This is a genomic window from Anabaena sp. CS-542/02, from assembly GCF_028331085.1.
In the GTDB taxonomy this organism is placed as follows: domain Bacteria; phylum Cyanobacteriota; class Cyanobacteriia; order Cyanobacteriales; family Nostocaceae; genus Anabaenopsis; species Anabaenopsis arnoldii.
On the sequence record NZ_JAQMTM010000047.1, the window covers coordinates 25,616 to 52,274 of the forward strand.

A 26,659-nucleotide genomic window follows, 5' to 3' on the forward strand; every position below is an offset into this window, starting at 1 on the left:
CTGGTGGTATCAGTGGATAGATTCAGTAAAAACACCAATTTTGCGAAATTTTTCATAGCGCAGTTGCCGGCGCTCTTGAGATGTTAAGCGGTTGAGTTCTTCTAAGTTGTCTAATAAGCTTTGCTTAAGAGTTCTGGCCGCTTCTAGGGGATCGGAATGAGCGCCACCAATGGGTTCAGGTAATATCTCGTCAATGATACCCAGGTTTTTTAGGTCGTGGGAAATGATTTTTAAAGCCACAGCTGCTTGGGGGGATTTGCTGGCATCTTTCCACAAAATCGCCGCGCAGGCTTCCGGGGTGGCAACGGTATAAACGGCGTGTTCAAACATCATCAGGCGATCGCCCACACCAATACCTAAAGCGCCGCCAGATCCACCTTCGCCGATGACTGTGCAGATAATGGGGACATCAAAACAAAACATTTCCCGTAAATTATAGGCGATGGCTTCTCCTTGACCTTGATGTTCAGCTTCTATACCCGCCCAAGCTCCTGGGGTGTCGATGAAAGTTATAATCGGCATCCCGAACTTGTGAGCGTGTTCCATCAAGCGCAGGGCTTTCCGGTAACCACCGGGGGAAGCCATACCGAAATTCCGGGCGACATTATCCTTGGTGTCGCGGCCTTTTTGATGACCTAACATCACCACTGGCTGCCCGCCCAAACGACCTACACCACCAACTAAAGCCGGATCGTCACCACCGCAGCGATCGCCGTGTAACTCCATCCACTCATCACTGATGGACTGGATATAGTCAAGTGTACTAGGGCGACGAGGATGACGAGCAACTTGCAGACGTTGGGAAGGCGATAAATTACTAAAAATTTCTTCCCGTAGTTGCATAGCCCGTGTTTCTAATTTGCGAATTTCACCAGAAACATCAACGCCATTTTCTGCTGCCAGTTGCCGAATCTGATCAATTCGGTTTGCCAGTTCTGCTAGTGGCTTTTCAAAATCTAACAGTAGTGGTTTGCGCTCGGTAGTTGGCATCTTACAAATTAAGAGTTTTGAGTGTTAATTTTCCCCGTCCTTCAGGGCGGGGCATAGGGTGGGGATGTTGGGGCTGACTATAGGCATTTGTTCCCAGTCACTAGTTAAGCACTAATGACTCAACTAGCAGTGGTCTAAACCCGTGTTTTATAGATGCTTGACCAATCTGCTCCATTTTGTCTACGGTAATCTGATTGCGCCCCCAAGAAAAGTTCGTGTACAACTTCTCAAATTCAAGCAGCATTGATTCAGCAAAGCAAGCGAACAACTGGCGTGTGGGAACATCCATATTGACTATTTTCATAATTTTCCAGTCAATATCGAGAGAATGTTCCACGATGCCACCGTTTAGCACATGAACCCCACTCTGCTGAATTTTAGTAGCTAAATTTTTTGGATAGCCGCCGTCAATCAGCAAACAAGGCTGCTTCAAGACTTGAAAATCAATTTCCAGACCTTTGGGCATACTGGCGACCCAAACGACGATATCAGCTTGGGGGAGTGCTTCATCTAAACCCATAATTTTGCCCCTTCCCAATTCGGCTTGTAACTCTGTCAGACGTTCATGGTTACGGGCGATGAGCAAAAGTTCCTTGACATCTGTTCTGATATTAAGCCAGCGTGTCACTGCACTGCCAATATCTCCAGTAGCGCCACATATAGCAACAGTCGCTTTCGACAAATCAATTCCTATTTGTTTTGACGCTTGTTCCACCTGGCGACAAATGACGTAGGCTGTGTGAGTATTCCCGGTGGTGAAGCGTTCAAACTCTAGTTTGATGTTGCGGACTTGCCTAAATTGCTCCAATTTAAAGTTTTCAAAAATAATTGAGGAAAATCCCCCCAAGGCAGTAATATTTATGCCATGCTTTTGAGCATGAGCCATGGCGTTGAGAATTTTGCGTGTTGCTGCCTTTATGCGCCGATTGGCTAGCATTTCCGGCAAAAAACAAGATTCTACATACCGTCCTTGGATTGTCTGCCCAGTTACACTGGTAACCGTGATTTCATCGACAATTTGGGGCGGGGCGCTGCACCAAAAATCTAACCCTTGATCGGCATATTCTGGGTAACCCAATTCTTGGGCTACCGCTTGGGCGTGTTCTAAACTAGTCAAATGTCCAATTAGACCAAACATGTATTGATGTATTAGGCGTATGCTTTGTCGAAAGCGTTGAATAAGTGGGGAAGAACTAAATACTAAGCAATTCGTAATATTGCCTTTTTCTTTTTCGCTTCGGAAACCCTAGGCCAACGGAAATACCGGGGAAAAGTAATTCTTCATTAAGAAAATCTTAATCTATTCTGGTTTCTTGATATCACTCTCACAAGGATGACACAAAGCGTAAGATGCATCACTGAGAAAACTAGGCAGTGCTAAATTCCGGTAAGTATTTTAAATTCCGTATTTTGCCTGCCCCTAGGCACTTATTAAGCGGCTGTGAGTCCATAGGCAGACATCCGCATAATGTCCCTGGTTGTGAAACCAATGTTACTCAACGCTTCACCGTATTGAATCATGAAGTCTTCTACTAAAGCTTCTTTTTCCATGGCCAAGACGTGGGCATCATCTTCTACCTGGTTGAGCATTTTCCAAACAATGGGTAGGTTTTGGCGGTTGGCTGCTTCTAATTCAGCTTTCGATTCTGTAAAGTTTTCTTTCAACCACACCTCTCCAAAGTTGAGGTGACTATACTCATCTTTCACTACTCCCTCAGTGATTTTACGGGCAAAATCATCGGCAACGGGAATGTAAATGTTATATGCTGCGATCGCAAAGCATTCAATAATCAAAGACTGAATCAGCAAGCAAGTCACCACTTTACCCTCAGCTGCGGCTGTTTGGAAATTGGCGTGGAGTTGAGCGAAGAACTCCTGAGCAAACTCCATATTTGGTGTAACTTTTAGATTACGCCCACAAGCCTCAAAACCCTTTTTGTGGCGACTTTCCATTTTAGATAAACGAATGAGTTCATCTTTATAGTCTGGGAGCATTTGAGCCAATGTGATGTAATTTTCATAAGCTTCTTGTTCCCCCTCAATGACAATAGCATTGATGCGACTGTAAGCATCTTTGTATTCTTCACTGTCGAAATCAATTTCTAACTGGGCTGTAAGTTGTTGCATGGTGTGTTTACTCCGGTAAACTTGAATCATTTGATACAAAAATTTGATTGTCCCTGATAGATTTAGGGTAATCATCACTATGGTTTAATTTAACTTAACAAGTCACTATGTTATAGATTAACTCTTGCTGGGGACGATGCTCTAGTAAGGGTAGAAAACAAAGCTTCGATGCACAACTCATGCCTAAACCTTGGAATCTAAAATCTGGCAATTTTTTGCGCCTAGGAGTGCTGCTATTGGGGGCATTGATTGTCCTATTCCCCTTGCTAGTGGTCTTCCTCACCTCTTTTGCACCTCCGGGAGCTACTGTAGAAATTTCAGCCAAAACTAACTGGTCTTTAGCTAATTACCGCGATGCCTGGCAGCGAGGTCAATTTTTACTAGCGTTTGCTAATTCTACCTTAGTGGCGATCGCTGTGACAGCCTTTCAAATGGTCACTTCTGCCTTAGCGGGTTACGCCTTGGCGAGATTGAAATTTCGTGGTAAACAAGCGCTGTTAGTGGTTGTTTTGGCCACTTTGGTAATTCCCTTCCAATTACTGGTGATTCCCATCTTCTTAGTTTTAAAGTGGGGACACCTGATTAACACTTACGGGGCGCTGATTTTACCAACTGCCGTCAATGGCTTTGGGATTTTCCTATTACGTCAGTATTTCCAAACAATTCCCGTAGAGTTGGAAGAAGCAGCAAGCATAGACGGAGCGAACCGACTGCAAATTTTATGGCGAGTCATGTTACCTTTAGCCCGTCCAGCCTTAGTCACACTGTTTCTGTTTACCTTTATTGGCGAATGGAACGATTTGTTCAAACCGTTGGTATTTACAACCAGACCGGAATTGAGAACAGTGCAATTAGCCTTAGCAGAGTTTCAAGAACAATTCACAAATAATTGGCCTTTGATGATGGCGGCGGTGACTATAGCCACCGTACCGGTAATAGTCTTATTCCTCATCGGCCAGCGTCAGTTTCTTCGTGGTATAGCCGCCACAGGGATTAAGAATTGAGTATGGGCTAATTCGTTTCCTGGATTTGTACGCGGATGGTGTGTTGAGCAGCACCACTGAGCTGTAATTCCATGACTTCACCACCCAGAGGTTCGATGCAAGTCAGGAGCGATCGCAACTGGGGTGTACTAGCACCAGTATCTACATAGAGCCGGTCTGCTAAGTTAGCGATGCGCTTCCAATTCATGTACAACTTGGCAATTGTTTGTTCTATTTGTGATGCTTGATTAACCAAGTCCGCGGCTAGACTCAAACAGCCGATTCTTTGGGCTTCTTCCAGAGCGGTTTCAATGTCAATATCTGCCTGGGTAAGTGCTTGGACTTGGGCGGCTCCCTTGAGATATTTAGCCAGGTGACGGGCTTCTGAAGTTACCTGCTTGAGAGTATCTACATCTGGGTTAGTCGCAATTTCTGCTTGAATCACCCGTTGGTGTGATTCTGGTAGTTTTTCCATTTCCTTCACCAGGGGGGCAATGTAGCGGGCGGGAAGGGAGTTTTCCGCGGCTTTTACCTTCACTGGTTCTGGTAGTAATTCTGAAGACATGGCGGTCCATTCGTCGGTGAGTTGGCGCACTTCTCGCCTGGTGATCTGGTCACCTTTTTGCGCCGCTTCACTTACCATCTGCTGAACTTCTGGGACAGCCTTAGAGGTTTCGATAAATGCCCTTTTGCTAAAGTTATTCACTGATTTAGGGTCTAATTTTCCTTCTTCGAGGAGAGTATCAGCACTGTTAGCCAGCTGAATCCAGGCGTATGCTTGACTTTTGCTAATTTCCCGTTCTTTGAGCCATTTGAGAAATCCCGTACCCCGTCCGTCGCCTCCTCTTTTCTCTCGATCGCGGATAGCCCTTAAAATTCGCCCCCGCCAGATTTCTGTTTGCAGGTCAAAGCGATCGCATACCTGCCAAGCTACATCTAGCTGTTGTTGAAATTCTGAGTCTAATATTTCTTCATCTTCTGGGTCTGGTAGTTCAAAGCTGAGGTCGGCTGGTTGTTGCAAAGCCGCTGCTAGGTCGTCGATATATTCGGTATTTTGCACAGTTGATAGGTAACTAGTGGATGCGATAGCGAAGCGCTGCTGCAAGCATATCGGCTTAATTATTACACACTTTTTGAAACTCCCCACAATACCTTGAATACACAAGGGCGGTGAGGAACTTTACCCACGCTACTCACTCAGGACAGGGAGGAGCGGGGAGCAATGTTCATTCAAACTAGACTTGATTACCAGATTTAGCGGTAATTTTCTGCAATAGATGACTAATTTTTTCAGCCCTTTGGGGTTGACGCTGTTTTTGTAATAAGGCTTGTGCTTGTTGTAAATTGATTGTTGCTGACTCTAGCTGATTTGCATCCATGAAAACATTTGCTAAACGCAAATAGGCATCTGGATTTTTAGGACTGCGGCGAATCACTTCTTGATATAATTCTGTTGCTTGTTTGACATTGCCTTGCTCCTTGAAAATATCTCCCAATAGTAAGCGCACCACATCATTAGTGGAGTTGAGAGAAATTACCCGCACAAAAGCTGCTTTTGCACCCTCATAGTCTTTTTGTTGATAAAGATTTACCCCTTTTTGGAAAGCGTTGGAGGTAATCAAGGTTTTCCAAGAGAAATAACCAAGAATGAGGATAGCGACAATAACTGAGGTTATGGCCAGAATATCAGGTATTTTTAAAGTTTCTAGCATAATTTTACCCTAAAAGACAGGCAAGAGGGAACATGATATATTCGAGGTAAAACAGTTTCCAGATAAATTGGTAGAATTGCGCGATCGCAGTTTTGTCTTGTAAGTCTACGGCTAAACTGCGCATCCACATCCCCGCCAGGACTACTAGATGACTAATCACCAAAAATACTGGGTTAATGGCGGTAAAACCCATTACACCAACTAGAGTGACACCCAAATAGCAAAAAGTTAGCACCCATAGGGCCAAATTAAATACTGCTGTTGGGCCGAGTGCGATGGTGAAAGTCTTGATATTGTAAAGGCGATCGCCTTCTATATCAGGGATATCTTTAAAGATAGCTATGGCAAAGGTAAACACCAAGATAAAGATTGTCAGCACCCAAACCGCCAAGGGAATTCCTGGTTTTTGTTCTAAGGCTGCATTAAAATGCAAAAATAGCCCCAAATTCACAATAGTTCCCCGCACTGAAAAAATACACAGTGCGGCCCAGAAGGGAAATCGCTTTAGGCGAATGGGTGGTAAAGAATAAGCCGTACCAATTACCAAACTCACAGCCACCATCCCCAAGAGAAATGGCCCAGTTAGCCCAGCTACAACTAGGGCTAAAATACCCATAACTATGACAATTAACTGACCTTGCTGGGGAGAAAATTCCCCGGATGCTAGGGGTAAATGAGGTTTATTAATCTTGTCAATTTCCACATCTTGAAGTTGATTCAAACCCACAATATAAACATTGCCACATAAACAGGCAATCCACGCACCCAGAACAGAAATGAGTTGCACAAGGGAAAAACCCACAGAGGAGATAGCAACCGCAATCAAATACAAGCCCCACACACTCAAACTTGTACCGATAATTGTGTGTGGGCGGGAAAACTTCCAAAAGGCATAAGCCCAGTTATGGGGAAAATTAGGAGAATTAGTAGAAATTTGACTCATGAAAATTTCAGGAATGGTAAATTACAATTCTTCCCTTACTTATTACCGGATAACAACCCAAAGCGAATCAAGCCACGCTGATAACCATCACGCATTAATCCCAGTGATAATGCGCCTTGAATAGTTGTCCAACCAGAAGTAAGTAAGCCAAAAATCGCCTGGGGGGTGAAGGCCGAATCAATGACAATATTCCAAAATGGAGCCACTGCGGTTGACCAATCAGCAGTGCGAAGATGGTTTAATGGTAGTTGACGGGCGATCGCCTCATATTCCGGCAACGAAATCACGTAAGGTAGACAATAGACGCGATAAATATCTTGTAAATGCTTTTGTTCATCTGCTGTCAATGGTGCATTCTGGGTGGGACGATGACACCAGGTGACTAGAATCAGCTTACCACCTGGTTTCAAGACTCGATAGCACTCTTGCAAAAACTTAGTTTTATCCGGCATATGTTCGCCACTTTCTAGTGACCATACTAAGTCAAAGGAATCATCAGGAAAAGGCATTGCTTGCGCGTCTGCGACTTGAAATTGAGTCCTACCACTCAAACCGGCATCTTGGGCGCGTTCCTTGGCTCTAGCGGCTTGTACGGGACTCAAAGTAATTCCTGTGGCTTGGGCATTAAACTTCCCTGCCAAGTAAAGAGAACTACCGCCAATACCACAACCCACATCGAGAATATTTTCTGCGGTTTGCACCCCTGACCAGTTGAGGACTTCTTCGATTAAATCAATTTGAGCCTGTCGGCGGTTTTTCTGTTGTTCCTGACCATCTATACCGTAGTAGCCATGGTGCATGTGTTCGCCCCAAATCTGTTCCCACAGACCAGAGGAAGCATCATAAAATTGCTGTATTTTTTGGTAGAGAGTTTCACTCATGATGAAAGCAGTGTTAAAACAATGCCGAATTTAAATAAACATACTCGTAGGCTACCATGTGTGTTTTTATTTGAATAATAGTGTTTTTTCTTCCAGGGCTGTTAACAGAGTCTATGGTTTCTAGAAGAATTTGTAAGTATTTATCTGTTTATGACCGTTTCTCGCACAGTTTGCTTGGGATTTTTAGCTGTCATCACCGTGGGGACTATCCTGCTGATGATGCCTTTTTCTACTAGCAGTGGTAGTTGGAATGACCCGATTGTGGCGCTATTTACTGCCACTTCCGCCGTTTGCGTCACTGGTTTGGCTGTAGTTGATACTGGTACAGATTTTTCTTTTTGGGGTCAGTTGTGTATTCTGCTGTTGGCTCAAATTGGCGGTTTGGGGTATATGACAACTACCACCTTTCTAATTATGCTGGTGGGGCGGAAATTTAACCTGCGGCAAAAAATCGCTATCCAACGGACTTTGGACCGACCGGGAATGAGTGGTAGCGCCCAAGTTATCCGGTCAATTATTGCCACAACTATGATTTTTGAAATTACAGGTATGTTCTTACTTCTACCGGCGTTTGTTCCTGATTATGGCTGGAGTACAGGAATTTGGCTGGCTATTTTTCATAGTATTTCGGCTTGGAATAATGCCGGTTTTAGTTTATTCTCGGACAGCTTAATGGGATATCAGTCATCTTTCTTGGTAGTGTTTACGATTACAATGTTGATAATTTTTGGCGGTATTGGTTATCAGGTGATATTAGAAGTCTATCTTTGGTTACGCGATCGCCTGCTGAGGAAACCACAAAGCCTGGTATTTTCTCTTGATTTTAAAGTAGCATCTAGCACAACAATATTATTGCTATCTCTAGGCACAATGGCATTTTTTGCCATAGAAATAAAAAATACAGCAACATTAGGTTCAGTTAATTTACCGGGGCAGTTACTATCAGCTTGGTTCCAATCTGTCACTACCAGAACTGCTGGTTTTAATACCATTGATATCGGTAAAATGACATCGGCTGGTCTGTTTATTACCATTGCCTTTATGTTTATTGGTGCTAGTCCTGGTGGGACGGGAGGAGGTATTAAAACTACAACTTTAAGGGTTCTAACCAGCTGTACTAAATCAATTCTTCAAGGCAAGGAAGAGGTTTTATTATATGAACGTAAAATAGCAATATCTTTAATTTTAAAAGCTGTTGGTGTTTTAGTTGGTTCTGTAGGTATGCTAGTGTTATCCACCACGTTAATTTCTCTGACAGATCCAACATTGAGTTTTATTGAACTTTTGTTTGAGGTTGTATCAGCCTTTGCTACTGTGGGTCTGTCTACGGGTATCACTAGTACCGTCTCAGTACCAGCCAAGCTGATTTTAATCGTCACAATGTATGTGGGACGAGTGGGTGTTTTACTGCTGATGGCTGCTATGTTGGGAGACCCCCGCCCCAGTAGGATACACTATCCTGAAGAAAATTTACTGGTAGGATAAGGGGAAGCGATGGCAGCAACTTCACCTGATAAAATATGAATGAGTAGGCAAAACAAGTAAAACTTTTCACCAATTTTCCTGTGCCTATTATTACCCTGTTGTCGGGGCGTAAAAATAAGGATAACAAATGTGAATCTGTCATCTATAGGCTTTTTTCGCAGTTTGCGTCGAGATAACCACCAATTTGCTGTAATTGGGTTAGGTCGTTTTGGCAGGTCTGTATGTTCAACATTACATAAATTGGGTTACCAAGTACTAGCAACAGATGTTGATGAAAAGCTAGTATCAAATGCATTGGATGAGGAGATAGTTGGTCATGCTTTACAGCTAGACTCAACGGAACCCGCAGCACTCAAAGAGGCGGGGATATTTGAGTTTGATACGGTAATCATAGCTATTGGTAACTACATTCAAGAAAGTATTATTACTACCTTGAATGTCAAAGAGGGGGGTGTTCCTCATGTGGTGGCTAAAGCTTCTAGTGAAGTTCACCGTAAGCTGTTACAAAGAGTGGGTGCTGATCATGTAGTTTTCCCGGAATATGAAGCTGGTTGCGCCCTAGCACGCTCACTAACTAAACCATCTATTTTAGACCGATTTGACCTTGACCCAGAGAATAGTATTGTGGAGATGATTGTCCCTGATGAATTCCATGGTAAAACTATCTCTGATCTGCAACTGCGTAACCGTTACGGCTTGAATTTATTAGCCGTGAGTCAGGATGGCAAATTTAAAATCAATCCCGAACCTACTAAGCGATTAGAGCGTGGTACAGCAATGGTAGTAATTGGTCATAACAAAGATATTAATCGCTTGCCAATTTAAATCAGATAAGTTGAACATAGGAATTACACTTAATATGGGTGTAAAAACCTGTAGATAGAAGTTTGCCTTTTTAGAATGGTTATGGATTTAATACTTGAAGATTTAGCGGCAATTGATAATAAACTTTCCCAACGTTACATTGAGCTTGACCCTAGCGGATATTTCATTATCTATTTAGACCGATCTGCGGGGTTAATTTACGCCAAGCATTTCACAAATGTGATTAATGACCAAGGTTTAGCCGTCGATCCTGAAACCGGGAAGGTCATTCCTGCTAAGGGAAAAGTGGAACGAACTCATACAACGGTTTTTAGTGGGCGGACGGCTAAGGAACTTTGTGTAAATATTTTTGAAGCAACTCACCCCTGTCCAGTGACTAAGTTAGACCATGCGTCTTATTTAGGGCGGGAATTTATCCGGGCTGAGGTAGCTTTGGTGACAGGGAAAGAGTATCTTCAGGATTAAAGTTAGCCTCCCGATGATGGTTGGTTGACTTGGTAAACAAAGTAAGTAGCCATAGGGATAATGGTAGCAGCAATTAAAAGTCCTACTACCCAAGCAGTGGCGTTACCTTGATCAGTATCTTCGGCTTTGGTAAAGGTACTTTCTACCTGTACGGTTTCCATAACTTGCGGTGGACCTGGATCTGGTTCACCAGAGAGGACGGTAACTAGGCGATCGCTCGCATCTATAAATGCCTGGTTGTATTTGTTACCGTCTCTTAATGGTATAGCTAAAGTTTCTGTAACTACACTTTCGGCAATAGCATCAGTCAATAAAGACTTAACGGACTCACCTGTGAGAATAGCGGTACCATTGGTAACGGTATCTAGTACCAATAATATTTGATTAGCCTGTTCTGCTGGAGTGGGAAACCACTTTTCAAAGAGTGCTTGAGTAAAACTTTCTGGTGTTTCCCCATAATCCAGGCGACGAATGGTGACAAATCGGACTTGGTTACCGGTTTTTTTAGCCAAATCCTCAAATGCGTTGCTGATTTTACCTTCACTGATGCGACTAATAATCTCACCTTGATCTAAAACCCAGTTATTGGCGGTGAGGTTGGGAATTTGATATACACCTGTAGCCAATACCGGGGTTGGAAATACAGAAGAACCCAGCACGAGCATCAACAAGGCGACAATTAGGGGAGCTATATATTTTTTAAGGCTAAATATGGGGTTAAGGAGCTGTTTCATTGGATCCTCTCTTAATGTGTTTAAATACGAAAAGATAGCATCACAGAAGGCTAAAGGGTTTTCATCCCGCCTTCGTGATAACTAATCATGTGGAGAATGGTAAACCGGTCAATGTACCAGAACCATTGATCACCTCACCAATTACCACAGCGGATACATCCTGTGATTGAAAGAAATTAATTGTCTGTTCTGCTTGATGGGGTGGTACTAACAGCACAAAACCAATGCCCATGTTAAAAGTATTGTACATTGCCTCGGCACTAACTGAGCCGACCTGAGCCAGCCATTGGAATATAGGGGGAATAGTCCAACTATCAGATTGAATATGAATACTTTGATTTTTACCTAAACATCTGGGTAAATTCTCTGGTAGGCCTCCACCGGTAATATGGGCCATACCATGAATTTCTAACTCAGCTTTCAGCGCTCCCAGAACAGGCTTAACGTAAATTTGTGTAGGTTTAAGGAAGGCTTCCCCTATGGTTTGGCCACCTAATAACTGTGGGCGTTCATCCCAATCTAAAGGGGTGGTGTCAACAATTTTGCGGACTAAACTTAAGCCATTACTGTGTACACCAGTGCTAGGAAGTGCGATCGCTACATCCCCAACTTTTACTTGGGAACCGTCCAACATCTGGCTTTTTTCCACAATTCCCACACAGAACCCAGCTAAGTCGTACTCACCGACTTGGTAAAAACCAGGCATTTCTGCGGTTTCGCCCCCTAATAAAGCGCAACCAGCCAATCTACACCCAGCGGCGATACCTGCTACCACTTCCGTCAGCTGCTGGGGTTCTAACTTACCTGTAGCCACATAATCCAAAAAAAACAGTGGTTCTGCACCTGATGTCAACACGTCATTAACACACATAGCCACTAAATCAATGCCCACTGTATCATGGCGGTTGAGAACTTGGGCGATTTTCAACTTTGTACCCACACCATCGGTCCCGGAAACCAAGACTGGTTCTTGAAAACCGCTTGGTAGTTGGAAGCAACCACCAAAACCACCTAAACCGCCGATTACTTCCGGTCTAAAAGTGCTGTGAACTAAATTGCGAATTTGATCTACAAAGGCTCTACCCGCTTCAACATCAACCCCAGCATCCCGGTAATCCATAAAAGTCATTCATTAGTCATTAGTCATTAGTCATTAGTCCATAGTTCATAGTCCATAGTCAACTATATTTGAGACTAATACCGGGACGCCCAAGCCAAACACAAATTACGAAAATCATCCCCCCGCACTTCAAAATTGGGGTACTGGTCAAAACTTGCACAAGCGGGAGATAACAGCACCACGGAGGCTTGATATTGTTGGGCTAATTCTGCTGACCGCGGAACCGCCTTATCCATGGTCTCCACAATTTCGTAATTACTATAACCCACTTCTTGGAGACGTTGAGCAAATGCTGGTGCTGCATTCCCAATTAATAAAACCGCCGCAGCTTTGGCTTGAATTTGAGTTAACCAGGCGGTATCATCCCCCGGTTTAGCTTCGCCACCTGCAATTAAAATTGCTGGACTGTTGACAGAAACCAACCCAACTTCAGATGCATCATAATTAGTGGCTTTACTATCATTAATAAAGTCAATACCTTCCCAAGTACAAATATGTTCTAACCGATGGGGAACCCCGGAGAATTGGCGAATTGCAGTATCAATAGTATGGGGTTCAATTCCCGCTAACCTAGCTGCTGCTACCGCCATTAACAGATTTTGGCGGTTATGTTCTCCCACCATTCGCAAAGCAGAGGCTAAGATAACTTTTTTGGGTGTGGGGTTAGGCTCTAATTTTTCCACTACCCAACCATCTTGAATATAAAAGCCTTGTTTTCCCAGTAAAAAGTCTTCACCTTTGACACTTGTCCAAAGGGCATCAGGCCAATGACTAATCCCCATTTTATTTAAATAGGGGTCGTCACCGTTCAATACTTGAAAATGAGAATTAAGTAATAACTTAGCTTTAATATTGTAGTAATTTTCTAAAGTTTTGTGGCGTACCAGATGGTCTGGTGTGAAAGTCGTCCAAATACCTATGCGGGGTGCTAGGGTAAGTGAAGACTCTATTTGATAACTACTAATTTCTGCAATTACCCAGTCAGGCTGTTTTTCTGATAAAGCTACTTCACAAGCAGCATAACCTATATTACCACAGGCGGGGGCATTTAGTCCAGCTGCTTGAAATATTGCCGCAATCAAAGCTGTAGTGGTGGTTTTGCCATTAGTACCGGTAATGCCTACCCAGGGGGAAGATTGCAAATGTCGCCAAGCGAGTTCCATTTCACCGATGGTTTCAATACCTAATGCTCGCGCTTCCACTAGCAGGGGAATATCCCAAGGTACACCGGGACTGACAATAATTAAATCACATAAATCAGCACCATTTAAATCGAGGGAATACCCCAATTTTACGGTTATTTCCTCGGCTGCGAGTTGTTGTTGTTGTTTGAGGAGGTTGACAGAGGTGTGACTATCAGTTAACACTACCTCCCAACCTTCCCGTTTTAATAATCTAGCGGTAGCAATACCGGACTTTCCCAACCCAATCACTGAGGCTTTAGGCATAGACTGTAGCAGATTTCCCTGGTTAAGCACTAATTATGGTAACGCTTCTTGGCAACAATTAAACTAATTTTTTGTTGCTTCCGGGGATAGGTTTTGATTAACCGCTTTGTCCAGGGAAAATTCTGCTTATTTATCAGTAATTTCACTGTATCTGAACCTATTTTTCGTGAAATTTATTAACCTAAATGGGGAAAGTGAGGAGGCTAGAGGTTTTTAACTATGGCTCCAAAGTCAGCGAGTACCCGCGCATGGTTACGCAGTAGTCCTAGGAGGTATAGCCGATTGCGTTTGATGTCGGGATTGAGGTCCATGACTAAAACACTATCTTCACCATCAAAGAATCTGGCTACAGTAGGCGCAATTTCTGCTAGTCCTGTTATTAACAATTGGTAATTGCGGGTTTCCTTTGCCTTTTGAGTTGATGGTACTAATTCTACTAGGGCGTTATGGAATGATTCCTCTGATGACTTTTGGAATAGTTGCGTTTGAATTAAGTTGGTGGGTTCTAACTGCTGTTGGTCTAAGTCCCCTTGGGCTGCTAGTCTGGTGGAACGGTTGACGGTTTCGTATATTTTATCGAGTGTACCATCATTGCGGATTTGTTGCAAATATAAGGCGCGATCGCGCACATCTAGTAAATCCTCTAACGCTCGTTCTGTATATTCTGGGTCATTTTCTCCCAGGACGGCGTTAACTAGGTCATAGTCTAGCTTTTCGTCTTGTAGTAAGGTGCGAATGCGTTGTAAGAAAAATTCTGCTAAAGCTGCGGTTAATGTCTGCGGGTCTTTATGGTATTTGGCGGCAAAGTCTGCTGTAATTTGGGTTAATAAATTTGCTAAATTGATGGGCAAATTAGCAGCCCAAGTAATATTAATTACTGCATTTGCCGCACGACGTAAAGCAAAGGGGTCTGAGGAACCGGTGGGAATTAAACCTAACCCAAAGATACTGACTAAGGTATCTAGTCTATCTGCTAAACCGACAATTTGGGATGTGAGGGTTGTGGGTAAACTGTCCCCTGCGCCTGTGGGTAGGTAATGTTGGACAATGGCGTTAGCTACTTCTGCATCTTCACCACTAGCTAAGGCGTATTTTTCCCCCATAATTCCTTGGAGTTCTGGGAATTCATAGACCATTTGACTAACTAGGTCAGCTTTACATAATAAAGCGGCTCGTTGGATTTTTTGGGTTTGCTGTGCTTCTAGTTGTAATTGGCTGCTGATGTAATTAGCAATTGTGACTATTCTATCTATTTTGGTCCGAACTGAACCTAGTTCTTCCTGAAAAGTGACTTTTTCTAACTGAGGTAAATAGCTTTCTAAGGGTTTTGCTAAATCAGCTTGGTAGAAAAACTTGCCATCTGCTAGTCTAGCACGAATTACCCTCTCATTGCCGACGGCGATAATATCTGATTTATGGGGGTCGCCATTGGCAACGGTGATAAAGTTGGGTAATAGTTCTTTACTTTCAGTACCTGTAAATACGGGGAAGTAACGCTGGTGTGTGACCATTACTTCTGTAATTACCTCTGTGGGTAACTGCAAAAATTCTGGTTCAAACTTACCCACTACGGCGGTTGGGTATTCTACTAGGTTGGTGACTTCTGCTAACAAGTCGGGGTAAAATACGGTAGACCCACCGGCTTTGTGGGCTGCTGCTTCTACCTGGGTGTGAATTATCTGGGTTCTTTCTGTGGGGTCAACGATGACAGCAGCATTGCGTAGGGTGTTGACGTAATCTGTGGCCTGGGGAATGCTCACAGGTTGGGGATGTAAAACACGATGACCCCAGGAAATGCGATCGCTGGTAATTGTCTGGTGACCATTAACCAACTCTATCGGTAAAACTACATCATCTAACAGCGCCACTAGCCAACGAATGGGGCGAGAAAACCGCATATCCCCATCACCCCAGCGCATTAACCGCTTACCTTCTAAACCAGAAATCCATTGGGGAACTAGTTCCGTCAAGATTTCCGCCACGGGACGACCAGCAATACTTTTCTTAACAAAGACAAAATCCCCTTTGTCTGTGGGGCGAATGTCGAAAGCGGCTATATCTACACCTTGCTTTTTGGCAAATCCAGTTGCTGCTGGTGTGGGTTTACCATCCTTAAAAGCAGCTTGGGCGGGGGGTCCTTTAATTTCTTCTTCTCGGTCTGGTTGTTGGGACGGTAGACCTGTAATTAGCACCGCCAACCGCCGGGGAGTACCGTAAACTTCTACAGTGGTGCTGGTGAGACTATAAGCTTCTAAACTTTGGGGAATGCGCGATCGCCATTGTAATATGGCATCACCTAGAAAACTGGCGGGTAGTTCTTCTGTACCAACTTCCAATAAAAATACAGTCATAGGAAAATCTTCTAACTGGTGTCAATTCTCCCAGTTTACCCGTGAGTAGCCTAATTTTGCTCACCCAGCAAACACAAAGCCACCAATTCAAGTATCTATGTTGGTACAACTCCCTCCAGTTGCTCTAAATTCTCCTGGCTGGTTTTCCCCTTGCGTAATACCATATTTATGGTAAAATGTCAAACAAACTACACACACTAATATTATAAATCTTGTGGGGTGGGTATCCTACACGCCCTTTTAACTCAGATGAAATGGGCTGTAAATCTATGCTTTAACTGATTCTTCAGCAGCATTGATTAAGATTTCATCCATCCAAGCATTAATACTCTTACCTGCTTTTGTTGCTGCAATAAAAATTTTACGATGATGTTCTGGAGTGGTGCGAAATGGCAATTTACCAGAAAAAGGTTTATCTGCTTCTTCTCCTAGTTCTTCACAAAAAGCTAAATAACCATCAATAGAAGTTTGAAATTCTTGACGTGCTTCTTCAACAGTTTTAGCTTTAAATGTAATCACATCATTAATATCAAGAACTCTGCCAAAAAGTATTCCTGCTTCTACATCTACTTCAATTGATGCTGTATACCCTTTGTAACTCAACATACTTTTAATTATCCTCCCTCATTTTCGTTGTGATTAATGTCAATAACTATTTATGGTTTGATTCCTGCTTTGATCAAAAATTCTCTCACTGATTTAACTGCTCCTTTATCGGTTTCTTTTTCTGGATGTGGTTCATGGAAATAACCTCTGACATCATTGAGTTTCACTCTAACTCTTGAACCGCTTCCTTGACTAACATCAGCACCTAAAGCTATAAATAGACTTTCAATATCTTTCCAAATAATGTTTGCTGGTACATGATTAGTAAAAATTAATTCTAAAGTTTTTCTTTGTTTATGATTTAGATTCATCCTTTTTGAGTTGTGCTAGATCATATAATGATATCATATCAATAATATGGCATCACCCTACGTTGGTACAACTCCCTCCAGTTGGTGTAAATTCTTCTGGCTGGTTTTCACATTCCCGCCGAATTACCATATTGATCGTAAAATGTCAAATCCTTCAAATTGACCAGGCCGCAGCACATTTGACCTCTCAATTGAAGTGGCCTGAAAATATTATTCCCCTGTGTCAACCAGCCCATTGTCCACAACTTAACCCCATTGAAAGATTTTGGTTGTTTCTCAAATCTCAAATCAAAGGACAAGTTTTCAACACACTTGATGAACTTCGCGCTCGCCTCAACGAACTTCTCAGTCAAATCACATCGGAACGTGTTATTTCCTTGACTTCTTATGATTTTATTCTCGAAGCTCTTTTTTATGCAGCTTCAATGTTAATTGATATGAGTTTAGAAAGTTTAGCGAATGCGCTACCAATACCCATAAAATTTGAAAGCAGAGGAAAGTCTCCAGGTAGCGATCGCCATCTCACTCCTTCTAGCAGGACATAGAAGATCGCGTTCAAAACAGACTACATATCGACTTCACGCTGGCGACCACTGGGTTTGGGTTGTGGAATCATGTTACTGAAAAATTCATATTGTACAGGGGTCAGATTGCTGGGGTATGCTTTACTCATGTTGCTCTCTCGGTGCTGTCTATTATCTATCCACAGCGTATACTGAGAGAGCTTTTTTACAACCTGACCGAATTTTCAAACACCCTCTAATGTGATAGTTTTAACTTTGTAATAATTTATGGTTAAATGGTTAAATGATTAAGATTACTCATTCAGGGCAAATCAACTTAGGAGATATTAAAGTTGATTGTTATGTTCTTGAAGATAGTAGACGGGTTATTTCTGCTAATGGTATGCAGTTGGCATTAAAAATGCAAGATGATGACAGTCAGCACGGTGGTACAAGATTAGCTAGACATTTAAATCAAAAAACTTTAGAGCCTTTTCTTCAGAAAGCCAAGGAAAGTGGGCATTTAGATCCCATAGTTTGTTACAAAGGTGAACAAAAGATAAATGGTTTTGAATCTTATGCACTCTTAGATATTTGTGATGCCTTTTTAGAAGCAAGAAAGCATATTGACTTAGGTGAAAGGCAATCAATAATTGCGGCACAATGTGAAATTATAATTAGAAGTTTTGCTAAATTAGGTTTGATAGCTTTAATTGATGAAGCCACTGGTTATGAATATGAAAGAGAAAGGAATGAGCTTCAAAAGCTTATAGATATTTATGTAAATGAGGAATTGCGTGCTTGGCAAAAAGTATTTCCTGATATTTATTATCAGGAAATTTTTAGATTGAGAGGTTGGGATTTTACTGTAAATGGGATAAAAAAACGCCCTGGTGTTGTTGGTACTTGGACTAATAAGTTTATTTATCAACAATTACCCCCTGGAGTTTTAGAAGAGCTTAAAAGAAAAACACCTAAAACTGAATCTGGTAATTATAGTGCAAGATTTTTTCAAAGTTTAACAGAGGATATTGGTGATCCACATCTGAGGAGTCAATTACAGTCTGTTATTACTTTGCTACAAATTTCTGATACATGGGAAGAATTTATAAGTAAGTTTAATAAGCTTGTTAGTCATCGTAATGAACAGCTTACTTTGGACTTAGGTGATTTTGAGGATATACGTTAAATCTAATAATTTAGCAAAATCAACTTTTAGTAAACCATAAGTAGACTACTAATGTTATATTAGGGTAATCTACTTATGGTTTACTTATATGCCTACTGAAAATCCTAATATATCAGCCTATGTTCCTCAAGTAGTCTACGACCGCTTCATCCAATTTGAAGAGGAACATGACCTTTCCATTGTCTAAGATTTGGTTTTTCTTGTTTTTTGTTAACAGCAGATTCATAATTTTGTTTTTGAATTTCTACTTCTGCAAAGGCGGAATTACTAACTTTGGCTTCAATATCATAACCTCGGCGCACATCTTGATGATGTTCCAATGCAATTAGGCGCGCGCATTCTTCAAGGGAATTTCCTAACCTGGTACTCAAACCACGTTCAAATTGATTTATCCTGATTAGTTCTGGGGGGATGATTGCGGCTTGAAATGGCTTTAACTCCCCATTAGATGAGTATCTTGATAAATATTCCCTAGCGCTAACAGGTTTTAAAATTTCTCGCCCTTTATACTCATCTATCAGACCCTTGATAAAACCTTCTAAATAACCTTTTATTGCGGCGCGAGTTTTTGAATTAATAGCTACCATATTTAAAACATCTTATGACAAAATTATTTTTAACAAAGGTTGGGCTAAATGGTAAATGACAGGAATAGAAACAGCATTACCTAATTGATGCTTGGCTGTAGTTTCATTATCTGCCATTTGGAAATTATCTGGAAATCCTTGTAATCTTGCATAATCTTGGGCGGTTAAAGGTTTATACTGATTCTTGAGATAAACTTGCTGAATAAAGTTTTGCTTATATAATTCTGGTTCCTGACATTTTATAGATATTATAGATATATAGTCTCTTGTTCCGGTAGCCGTTAAAGTTCCAATTGCATCACCATGAGGTAAATATATTTTAGAAATACCATTAATCCCTGAAGAAATTTTAGAATTTACAAACTCATAGCCTTTACCTTCAACAACACGGAGGATACCCTTATCTACTAAAGTATTGATTTCTTCTATATATAAATTCAAAATCAAAGATTGTAATACTTCAAATTCTAAAGGGTTACCGTCTTTAGGTCCATAAATTTTTTTTCTTCTATTTCTCAATAGAGTTTTACAAATTAACTTTTCTCTTGTAGTGGTTGGTATGATATCCCAAGAATGAATTGTACTATGTCCGTCTCTAATATCGGCAAAGGTAAAAAAATCATTCAACTCATCTATCTTTTGAAATCTTCCTCTAGAAGCTGGGATTTTACCATCTGGAAATAGAACTTCTGGGGGAAATTTCCTCTTGGTAAATTGAGTACGTTCCACTCCAGGGACAATATCATAAATCTTGGGGTGTTGATTCAAAGGTTGAGGAAATGTAAAACCCCAGGAGTTATGGATATTATTGTTAATACCAACAATAAATACCCTATCCCTATCTTGTGGTAAACCAAAATCATAGGAATTAAGGACTTGATATTTGACTACATAACCTGATACAGACAAATTATCAATGATATATTCTAAACTTTTTCTATTTCTAGGCTCCGTTAAACCCTTAACATTTTCAAATATAAATGCTTTAGGCTGGTTAATTTGGACAATTTTAAAAACATCAAGCCATAATTTACCTCTTGGGTCTTCTAGTCCTTGTAATTTACCTGCTATAGACCAAGGTTGACAAGGAACACCACCAACCATGATATCTATATCAAAGGGTAACTTGTTTAAATTAGTAATATCTCCTAAATATTTTTCAGCCTTATTAGTTTCATGAATAAAATTATTTTTATAGACTCTAATAGCTTCTTTATCAATTTCCGAATATCCTAAACAAAAGCCGCCCAAATTTTCGAGAGGGATTCTAAAGCCACCTATACCAGAAAAAAGGTCTAAAAATGTAAATTTTGTTTGATGGTTTATAATTTTTAGAGGTTGGAATAATTGAAATAATTCAAGTTGACCATAACCCTGATTTTTCATATAGCGATTCTAAATGATTCATGAACAATTTCTGTTACCTTTCCTCAATGATAATTTCTCAACTCAAATAGGATGACTATAGATATTCTGTTAATTGTCTCATCAAAGCAGACTGAAAACCTCATGGGATATCGTCCTTGGGAATGAGTAGAGACGCTCTCAAGAGCGCCTCTATCCTCAAGGTTATTCTATTCCTTCGATGCGGTCTTCGACTTCTTGGTACAACTCGCGGAGGCGGTCTAAATTCTCCTCGCTAGTTTCCCAATAACCCCGACCATTCACCTCCAACAAGGTTGAGACAATCTTGCGGAAAGAATGGGGGTTGAGATTCATCAACCGTTTTTGCATTTCTTCATCTTTGATGAAGGTTTCATTGGTATCTTCATAAATCCAGTTATCCACAGCACCAGCGGTCGCACTCCAACCGGTGGTATTTACCAACCGCTTAGAGAGTTCGCGCACACCTTCGTAACCGTGGGATAACATCCCCTCATACCATTTGGGGTTTAACAACTTAGTCCGCGCATCTAAACGTACAGTTTCCGATAATGTCCGCACCTGTGCATTAGCTGTGGTGGTATCTGCAATGTAAGATGCTGGCTTTTTACCATCACTGCGCAGACTGGCGACTAACTTTGTGGGATCGGAATCAAAGTAGTGGGAAACATCAGTTAAGCTAATTTCGGAAGAGTCGAGATTTTGGAAAGTTGCATCAGCGGTTTTTAAAGTGGTTTCAAAAATCTGCCGGGATTCATCCATCACACCGGGGTTATCGGAGTTGAAAGAGAATGATTTCCGTCTCAAGTACATTTCCTGCAACTCGGCCTCACTATCCCAAGTGCTGTTTTCTACCGCCAAGTTAATATTTGAGGAGTAGGAACCAGAAGCGTTGGAGAATACGCGGGTTGCTGCTTGTCTGAGGTTAATTCCCATTTCCTCAGCTTGTTGTAAAGCGTGTTTGCGGACAAAGTTCATTTCTAAAGGTTCGTCAGCTTCCGCAGCCATTTTTACCCCTTGGTCTAGGAGGTTCATTTGGTTAATGAACAAGTCTCGGAATACGCCGGAACAGTTGATGACTACATCAATTCTGGGTCGTCCCAACTCCTCTAAAGGTATTAATTCTAATTTATTCACCCGTCCTAAAGCATCGGGAACCGGACGCACACCAATCATCCACATAATCTGTGCTAGGGATTCACCGTAGGTTTTAATGTTATCGGTTCCCCAGAGGACACAGGCGATGGTTTCTGGCCATTTACCCTCATTTTCTGCCTTATTACGTATCAACAGCCTATCTACAACGATTTTGGCTGATTGCACAGCGGCGGTGGTGGGAATAGATTGGGGGTCTAGGGCGTGGATATTCTTACCTGTGGGTAGTACATCCGGGTTGCGGATGGGGTCACCACCGGGGCCAGGTAGGATATACTCACCTTCTAAACCTTGGAGTAGTGCGCCGAGTTCGTTATCTGCACAAACTTGTTGTAAGCAGAATTCCAAATACTCAAATAGTGGTTTTAAAGCAGCAGCGTCAACTTGGGGATAACCTGCTTCATGTAATGCTTCTACCCAAGGTTGTTTTTTACCCATGTTGAAGAAGTTCAACCGGGAAACTAGGGAAACTCGCCCTTCCGCGTCGGTTTGTGCTTTCACCAGTGCGCCTACAGCGCCCCGGGTAGCTAGGGTGATGTCTTGCAGTAGTTGCACATCTTCTAAAACTCCTAGGTCGCTGTTTTGGTAAATATCGTCGATGTTCCGCCCGATGCTGTTAGCAATGATGCGGGGTAAGCTGAGAATTTCTTCTTCTTGACGGTCTAAACTGGCGATGTTTACCAGGGTAGCTACTGCTTCTTCGGCGGTGGGTGGTTTACCAATGATGTGTAAGCCACAAGGTAACAACCTAGATTCAATTTCCATTAACTTGCGGTAGACCCTACCAACGATTTGATCTCGCTCATCGGCGGTCATATCTTTAGCGTCGGTTTCTGGTAAGTTAATGTCTTTATCCAGGTTGACGATGCGGCATTTATCCATGATGGTGTTGACAATGGGAATACCGCGACCACTGTCTTTTAAGGTTTGGTAGGAAGCTATTAACTCGCTGAGTTCCTTTAAACCTTTGTATAAACCTGCGTTTTCGGCGGGTGGGGTGAGGTAGGAAATTGTTTCAGCGTAACTACGCCGCTTGGCGATGGTGGCTTCACTGGGGTTATTAGCTGCGTAATAATACAGATTAGGAATTGTGCCAATTAAGTTATCTGGGTAACAGTCTCCAGACATCCCCATTTGCTTACCCGGCATGAATTCCAAGGAGCCGTGAGTACCAAAGTGCAGTACTGCATCTGCGCCCCAAATCCGTTCTAGGTAGGTGTAATAAGCAGCAAAGCCATGGTGTGGGCTGGCGGAACGGGAGAACAATAGGCGCATGGGGTCACCTTCGTAACCAAAGGTGGGTTGTACGCCGATGAAGACGTTACCAAATTGTTTACCGTAAATTAGCAGGTTCTGCCCATCGCTGTTGAGGTTTCCGGGGGGTGGTCCCCAGTTTTCTTCTAGGCGTTGGGAGTAGGGGGTAAGTGCTTCATATTCTGGTACTGACATCTTGTAGGCGATGTTCAGTTCTGGGCTTGCATACTGGGCTTGAGCATCGTGGATGACTTCTTCCATCAATGCTTGGGCGCTTTCCGGGATGTTTTGCACATCGTAGCCGTTGTTTCTTAGCCCTTTTAATGCTTCGTAGATGGAGCCGAATACATCTAGGTAGGCGGCGGTACCGACGTTACCTTTATCTGGGGGGAAGCTGAAAACGGTGATGGCAACTTTTTTTTCTAGTTTGGGCTTGCGCCGCAGGTTAGCCCATTTTAATGCCCGTTGTGCTACTGCTTCTACTCTATCTTGCAGGGCGATCGCTTTACCTGTAGCTCCATCTCTACCAGAGAGAATGATCGGCTCAATGGCTCCATCTAATTCGGGGATGGCAATTTGTAAGGCTACTTGTATGGGATGTAAGCCTAAATCGCTATCTAACCATTCTTCGGTAGTTTGGAATACTAAGGGCAATGCCACCATGTAAGGACGATTGAGGCGTTTTAGGGCTTCAATGGCCTTGGGATGGTCTTGTCTGGCGGGGCCGCCTACCAAAGCAAAACCAGTCAGAGAGACGACTGCATCTACTAAGGCGTTTTTGGTAGTTGGTTCGTAGAAGTAAGCATTTACGGGTTTAGAGAAGTCCAACCCACCAGCAAATACAGGAATGACTTTGGCACCGAGTGATTCTAATTCCTGGACTATGGCTACATAATGAGCATCATCACCAGTAACTAGGTGGGTACGTTGTAATACTAATCCCACACAAGGGGCTAAGGGATCTTTGAGATCGCCGGAAATGTCCTGGCGGGCTGTATACCAATTTAGGTATTCTTTGACATCCTCAAACATAGTTGTGGCCAAAGGATGCCAAATACCCATATCTGGGTAGACAACTGGCGGTTCATATGTAGCAGATGCAAAGTTTTTTTTGTCTACATCTTTTAATACATATTTATCAGCTAGCATCAGCAAGAAGTTTTCCAGGTTTTCTGGTGAACCTCCCAGCCAATACTGAAAACTGAGCATGAAGTTTCGCGCGTCCTGTGCCTTTTCCATCGGCAGGAACTTTAATACTTGGGGTAGAGTCCGCAACAGCTTTAACATTCCGTCTTGGAAACCCGCCCCTGATTTCTCCTTGCGTTTGCGCATGAATTGAGCGATCGCACTCTTGGATTGTCCCAACTGTGCTAAAGAAAAGCTGCCCATTTTATTCAGGCGCATTACTTCTGGCATTGATGGGAACACTACCGCTACATCCAGTCGATCGCGGTATGGTTCAACGGCGGCAATTACTTTCTGTGCTAAGTCTTCTATGAAAATAAGTGAAGCGATAAAGATATTAGCAGTTTCCATATCCCGTTTGAACTCTTCATAGTTCTCTGGGTCTCGGAGTTCCTCGATCAAATACCCGCTTACCTCAATGGCTAGGTTGGGGTTGTTCGAGTTAATGGTGCTAACAGCTTGCGACAATGCACTTTGATACTGGGACTCAAGCACGACATAGACCACCTTGATTAAATTACGTCCGCGTAAGTTATCAGGCGCAATATGTCTAATGGTGGACTTGACGTGGGTGAACATGCAGATAGGCTCCTTGTGATGCGTGTTCTCTAACTGAAGTTCTCAGCGACATCTGCCGCCAGAGTTACTTCTTTTTTTCGGCAATATTAATTTTTTATCAGAAAAACCTTTACCTTTGAGCATTTTTTGGGCTTTATGACACAAATCGATATAAAAAAATAAATATTTATTTATAAATCTTGACAAATCACAAAAGTATTTACTCACATTTTTGTAACGAAATCGTAATATTTACCGATTGGCGACTCAGAACTAGAATGACTAGAGACCAATCAGCAATCACCAATGAGTAAACCAGTTGATATATTAGTTCTCTCCAACGGACCTGGGGAGGTAACTACATGGGTGCGTCCATTTGTCAAGTCTTTGCGGCAAAAATTAGCTGATAATCCTTGTGTGGTGAGGATTTCTGTAGTTTTGTCACCTTGTCCAAATGCTAGCGGTAAAGAAGCAGCGATCGCCCTTTCCTATCCAGAAGTTGATAGAGTACAAGCAGCAGAACATTTTTGGCCGTTCTTGCTGTGGGGTCAAACTGCCGAAAATTGGGACTGGTGCGATCGCGGTGTGGTAGTTTTCCTAGGTGGCGATCAAATTTTTCCCCTGGTCATTGGCAAAAAACTGGGATATCGCACAGTGGTGTATGCCGAATGGGATGCACGTTGGTATCATTGGATTGACCGGTTTGGAGTCATGCAGACCAAAGTTACCCAAAAAGTTCCCCCAAAATATGCCCATAAATTTACAGTTGTGGGAGACTTAATGGTAGAAGCGCAGAAACTGGAGCAAGTTTTAACTCCCAACTCCTCCCCAAACACAGAAATAATTGGTTTACTTCCCGGTTCCAAAGCCGCAAAATTAGCTCAAGGTGTTCCATTATGCTTGGCTATTGCTGAATATATTCACGCCCGAAGACCCCAAACCAGATTTATAATTCCCCTAGCGCCGACATTGGATTTACAAACTTTAGCAAGTTTTGCTGATGCAAAAAACAATCCTTTTGTCAAGGTATTTGGTAGTTCCCCCGCTGTTTTAGTGGAATCAGAGCATCCCACCCTCAAAACAGAGAAAGGTTTATCTGTGGAACTGTGCAGAGAAAATCCCGCCTATGAATTATTATCCCACTGTAGCATCTGCTTAACCACCGTAGGGGCAAACACAGCCGAACTGGGGGCTTTAGCAGTACCGATGATTGTTTTGATACCAACACAACAACTTGATGCTATGCGTTCTTGGGATGGTTTACCGGGATTATTAGCTAATTTACCCGGGTTGGGTTCCACCTTTGCTAAGGTGATTAACTGGCTGGTATTGAGTCGTAAAGGTTTATTAGCATGGCCCAATATCTGGGCAGAAGAAGAGATTGTACCAGAACTAGTGGGCAAAATCCAGCCCCCAGAAATAGGAGAAATGGTTTTAGATTTTTTGACTCATCCAGAAAAATTAGCGGCAATTCGGGATAAACTACGTAATGTTAGGGGAGAAAGTGGTGCTGCGGATAAACTAGCACAAATTGTCACAGAAGAGATAGAAAATTCATACATATAACTCAAATATAGCCTTTTTCAGGCTAATGAAGTACACATCAATTGCCTATTCCCTATTCCCTGTTCCCTATTCCCTGTTCCCTGAAACTAAACAAATTTGTACCTCACGAGCATGGGAAATGCTATAACACTACTTATTAACACTAAACATGAATGTTCCTGTAAGTATTATTCGACTGGTTGAGCATTTTCACCAGCAAATAGATTTATATAAAGCAGGTGGGTTAAACGAAACACAAACTCGGATTCAATTTATTGATCCATTTTTTGCGTCCTTGGGATGGGACATGAGCAATGAA

Annotated in this window: 23 protein-coding genes; 7 read left to right on the plus strand and 16 right to left on the minus strand. The window is 42.3% G+C overall.

Features of this window, described 5'->3' with window-relative positions:
• Positions 1-9: 9 nt before the first annotated feature.
• From PN447_RS04695 to PN447_RS04705, 3 genes are all read right to left on the minus strand, one after another.
• Positions 10-990, minus strand: coding sequence for an acetyl-CoA carboxylase carboxyltransferase subunit alpha (locus tag PN447_RS04695; protein WP_271731537.1), 981 nt, complete (start codon positions 988-990; stop codon positions 10-12).
• A gap of 100 nt (positions 991-1,090) precedes the next feature.
• Positions 1,091-2,128 (minus strand): long-chain acyl-[acyl-carrier-protein] reductase, encoded by a 1,038-nt coding sequence (locus tag PN447_RS04700; RefSeq protein ID WP_271731535.1) that lies wholly within the window; start codon positions 2,126-2,128, stop codon positions 1,091-1,093.
• A 293-nt stretch (positions 2,129-2,421) separates the two neighbouring features.
• Complete coding sequence (locus PN447_RS04705) at positions 2,422-3,117, minus strand: aldehyde oxygenase (deformylating) (RefSeq protein ID WP_271761209.1); 696 nt, start codon at positions 3,115-3,117, stop codon at positions 2,422-2,424.
• Positions 3,118-3,296: 179 nt separating this feature from the next.
• Here PN447_RS04705 and PN447_RS04710 point away from each other — a divergent pair, with 179 nt between their 5' ends.
• Positions 3,297-4,121: a carbohydrate ABC transporter permease gene (locus tag PN447_RS04710; RefSeq protein ID WP_271761211.1), complete on the plus strand. Its 825-nt coding sequence runs from the start codon at positions 3,297-3,299 to the stop codon at positions 4,119-4,121.
• A 7-nt stretch (positions 4,122-4,128) separates the two neighbouring features.
• Here PN447_RS04710 and PN447_RS04715 read toward each other — a convergent pair whose 3' ends face one another.
• The 4 genes from PN447_RS04715 to PN447_RS04730 form a co-directional block, all read right to left on the minus strand.
• A complete protein-coding gene (locus PN447_RS04715) occupies positions 4,129-5,160 on the minus strand; it encodes a hypothetical protein (RefSeq protein ID WP_271761213.1) in 1,032 nt (343 codons plus the stop codon).
• Between the two features lie 175 nt (positions 5,161-5,335).
• Positions 5,336-5,812, minus strand: coding sequence for a tetratricopeptide repeat protein (locus PN447_RS04720; RefSeq protein ID WP_271761215.1), 477 nt, complete (start codon positions 5,810-5,812; stop codon positions 5,336-5,338).
• A 4-nt stretch (positions 5,813-5,816) separates the two neighbouring features.
• Positions 5,817-6,755 (minus strand): homogentisate phytyltransferase, encoded by a 939-nt coding sequence (locus PN447_RS04725; RefSeq protein ID WP_271761217.1) that lies wholly within the window; start codon positions 6,753-6,755, stop codon positions 5,817-5,819.
• Between the two features lie 35 nt (positions 6,756-6,790).
• On the minus strand, positions 6,791-7,636 hold the full coding sequence (locus PN447_RS04730; RefSeq protein WP_271761219.1) for a methyltransferase domain-containing protein: 846 nt from the start codon (positions 7,634-7,636) through the stop codon (positions 6,791-6,793).
• 150 nt (positions 7,637-7,786) lie between these two features.
• Between PN447_RS04730 and PN447_RS04735 the strand changes: the two genes are divergently transcribed.
• From PN447_RS04735 to PN447_RS04745, 3 genes are all read left to right on the plus strand, one after another.
• A complete protein-coding gene (locus tag PN447_RS04735; RefSeq protein WP_271761221.1) occupies positions 7,787-9,121 on the plus strand; it encodes a TrkH family potassium uptake protein in 1,335 nt (444 codons plus the stop codon).
• Between the two features lie 129 nt (positions 9,122-9,250).
• On the plus strand, positions 9,251-9,946 hold the full coding sequence (locus PN447_RS04740; RefSeq protein WP_271761223.1) for a potassium channel family protein: 696 nt from the start codon (positions 9,251-9,253) through the stop codon (positions 9,944-9,946).
• 81 nt (positions 9,947-10,027) lie between these two features.
• Positions 10,028-10,411 (plus strand): DUF4346 domain-containing protein, encoded by a 384-nt coding sequence (locus PN447_RS04745; protein ID WP_271761225.1) that lies wholly within the window; start codon positions 10,028-10,030, stop codon positions 10,409-10,411.
• A gap of 2 nt (positions 10,412-10,413) precedes the next feature.
• On the opposite strand, the gene psb32 is transcribed toward PN447_RS04745, so the two are convergent.
• From psb32 to PN447_RS04775, 6 genes are all read right to left on the minus strand, one after another.
• Positions 10,414-11,145: a photosystem II repair protein Psb32 gene (gene psb32 / locus PN447_RS04750; RefSeq protein ID WP_271761227.1), complete on the minus strand. Its 732-nt coding sequence runs from the start codon at positions 11,143-11,145 to the stop codon at positions 10,414-10,416.
• 85 nt (positions 11,146-11,230) lie between these two features.
• On the minus strand, positions 11,231-12,265 hold the full coding sequence (gene purM, locus PN447_RS04755; RefSeq protein ID WP_271761229.1) for a phosphoribosylformylglycinamidine cyclo-ligase: 1,035 nt from the start codon (positions 12,263-12,265) through the stop codon (positions 11,231-11,233).
• 74 nt (positions 12,266-12,339) lie between these two features.
• Entirely contained in the window at positions 12,340-13,713 is a 1,374-nt protein-coding gene (murD, locus tag PN447_RS04760) for a UDP-N-acetylmuramoyl-L-alanine--D-glutamate ligase (protein WP_271761231.1), read from the minus strand.
• Positions 13,714-13,916: 203 nt separating this feature from the next.
• On the minus strand, positions 13,917-16,064 hold the full coding sequence (gene glyS / locus PN447_RS04765) for a glycine--tRNA ligase subunit beta (protein WP_271761232.1): 2,148 nt from the start codon (positions 16,062-16,064) through the stop codon (positions 13,917-13,919).
• Positions 16,065-16,331: 267 nt separating this feature from the next.
• Complete coding sequence (locus tag PN447_RS04770; protein ID WP_271761233.1) at positions 16,332-16,670, minus strand: type II toxin-antitoxin system HicB family antitoxin; 339 nt, start codon at positions 16,668-16,670, stop codon at positions 16,332-16,334.
• A 50-nt stretch (positions 16,671-16,720) separates the two neighbouring features.
• Positions 16,721-16,981 carry a type II toxin-antitoxin system HicA family toxin gene (locus tag PN447_RS04775; RefSeq protein ID WP_271761235.1) on the minus strand — a complete coding sequence of 87 codons (261 nt, stop codon included), beginning with the start codon at positions 16,979-16,981 and terminating at the stop codon, positions 16,721-16,723.
• A gap of 179 nt (positions 16,982-17,160) precedes the next feature.
• On the opposite strand from PN447_RS04775, the gene PN447_RS04780 reads away from it, so the two are divergent.
• A complete protein-coding gene (locus PN447_RS04780) occupies positions 17,161-17,526 on the plus strand; it encodes a hypothetical protein (protein ID WP_271761251.1) in 366 nt (121 codons plus the stop codon).
• 262 nt (positions 17,527-17,788) lie between these two features.
• Entirely contained in the window at positions 17,789-18,673 is an 885-nt protein-coding gene (locus PN447_RS04790) for a P63C domain-containing protein (protein WP_271761237.1), read from the plus strand.
• Positions 18,674-18,819: 146 nt separating this feature from the next.
• On the opposite strand, the gene PN447_RS04795 is transcribed toward PN447_RS04790, so the two are convergent.
• The 3 genes from PN447_RS04795 to PN447_RS04805 form a co-directional block, all read right to left on the minus strand.
• Positions 18,820-19,260 (minus strand): TdeIII family type II restriction endonuclease, encoded by a 441-nt coding sequence (locus PN447_RS04795; RefSeq protein WP_271761239.1) that lies wholly within the window; start codon positions 19,258-19,260, stop codon positions 18,820-18,822.
• A 12-nt stretch (positions 19,261-19,272) separates the two neighbouring features.
• Complete coding sequence (dcm, locus tag PN447_RS04800; protein WP_271761241.1) at positions 19,273-20,646, minus strand: DNA (cytosine-5-)-methyltransferase; 1,374 nt, start codon at positions 20,644-20,646, stop codon at positions 19,273-19,275.
• Between the two features lie 183 nt (positions 20,647-20,829).
• Positions 20,830-24,816 (minus strand): magnesium chelatase subunit H, encoded by a 3,987-nt coding sequence (locus PN447_RS04805; RefSeq protein WP_271761243.1) that lies wholly within the window; start codon positions 24,814-24,816, stop codon positions 20,830-20,832.
• Positions 24,817-25,101: 285 nt separating this feature from the next.
• Between PN447_RS04805 and PN447_RS04810 the strand changes: the two genes are divergently transcribed.
• The gene (locus PN447_RS04810) at positions 25,102-26,361 is read left to right on the plus strand and encodes a lipid-A-disaccharide synthase (RefSeq protein WP_271761246.1); all 1,260 of its coding nucleotides are present in this window, start codon (positions 25,102-25,104) and stop codon (positions 26,359-26,361) included.
• Positions 26,362-26,659 lie beyond the last annotated feature (298 nt).

What these genes read in the sequence shown, in the direction of transcription:
- PN447_RS04695 (WP_271731537.1), bottom strand. Translation starts at nt 990, where the DNA reads ATGCCAACTACCGAGCGCAAACCACTACTGTTAGATTTTGAAAAGCCA.
- PN447_RS04700 (WP_271731535.1), bottom strand. Translation starts at nt 2,128, where the DNA reads ATGTTTGGTCTAATTGGACATTTGACTAGTTTAGAACACGCCCAAGCG.
- PN447_RS04705 (WP_271761209.1), bottom strand. Translation starts at nt 3,117, where the DNA reads ATGCAACAACTTACAGCCCAGTTAGAAATTGATTTCGACAGTGAAGAA.
- PN447_RS04710 (WP_271761211.1), top strand. Translation starts at nt 3,297, where the DNA reads ATGCCTAAACCTTGGAATCTAAAATCTGGCAATTTTTTGCGCCTAGGA.
- PN447_RS04720 (WP_271761215.1), bottom strand. Translation starts at nt 5,812, where the DNA reads ATGCTAGAAACTTTAAAAATACCTGATATTCTGGCCATAACCTCAGTT.
- PN447_RS04725 (WP_271761217.1), bottom strand. Translation starts at nt 6,755, where the DNA reads ATGAGTCAAATTTCTACTAATTCTCCTAATTTTCCCCATAACTGGGCT.
- PN447_RS04730 (WP_271761219.1), bottom strand. Translation starts at nt 7,636, where the DNA reads ATGAGTGAAACTCTCTACCAAAAAATACAGCAATTTTATGATGCTTCC.
- PN447_RS04735 (WP_271761221.1), top strand. Translation starts at nt 7,787, where the DNA reads ATGACCGTTTCTCGCACAGTTTGCTTGGGATTTTTAGCTGTCATCACC.
- PN447_RS04745 (WP_271761225.1), top strand. Translation starts at nt 10,028, where the DNA reads ATGGATTTAATACTTGAAGATTTAGCGGCAATTGATAATAAACTTTCC.
- psb32 (WP_271761227.1), bottom strand. Translation starts at nt 11,145, where the DNA reads ATGAAACAGCTCCTTAACCCCATATTTAGCCTTAAAAAATATATAGCT.
- purM (WP_271761229.1), bottom strand. Translation starts at nt 12,265, where the DNA reads ATGGATTACCGGGATGCTGGGGTTGATGTTGAAGCGGGTAGAGCCTTT.
- murD (WP_271761231.1), bottom strand. Translation starts at nt 13,713, where the DNA reads ATGCCTAAAGCCTCAGTGATTGGGTTGGGAAAGTCCGGTATTGCTACC.
- glyS (WP_271761232.1), bottom strand. Translation starts at nt 16,064, where the DNA reads ATGACTGTATTTTTATTGGAAGTTGGTACAGAAGAACTACCCGCCAGT.
- PN447_RS04770 (WP_271761233.1), bottom strand. Translation starts at nt 16,670, where the DNA reads ATGTTGAGTTACAAAGGGTATACAGCATCAATTGAAGTAGATGTAGAA.
- PN447_RS04775 (WP_271761235.1), bottom strand. Translation starts at nt 16,981, where the DNA reads ATGAATCTAAATCATAAACAAAGAAAAACTTTAGAATTAATTTTTACT.
- PN447_RS04790 (WP_271761237.1), top strand. Translation starts at nt 17,789, where the DNA reads ATGATTAAGATTACTCATTCAGGGCAAATCAACTTAGGAGATATTAAA.
- PN447_RS04795 (WP_271761239.1), bottom strand. Translation starts at nt 19,260, where the DNA reads ATGGTAGCTATTAATTCAAAAACTCGCGCCGCAATAAAAGGTTATTTA.
- dcm (WP_271761241.1), bottom strand. Translation starts at nt 20,646, where the DNA reads ATGAAAAATCAGGGTTATGGTCAACTTGAATTATTTCAATTATTCCAA.
- PN447_RS04805 (WP_271761243.1), bottom strand. Translation starts at nt 24,816, where the DNA reads ATGTTCACCCACGTCAAGTCCACCATTAGACATATTGCGCCTGATAAC.
- PN447_RS04810 (WP_271761246.1), top strand. Translation starts at nt 25,102, where the DNA reads ATGAGTAAACCAGTTGATATATTAGTTCTCTCCAACGGACCTGGGGAG.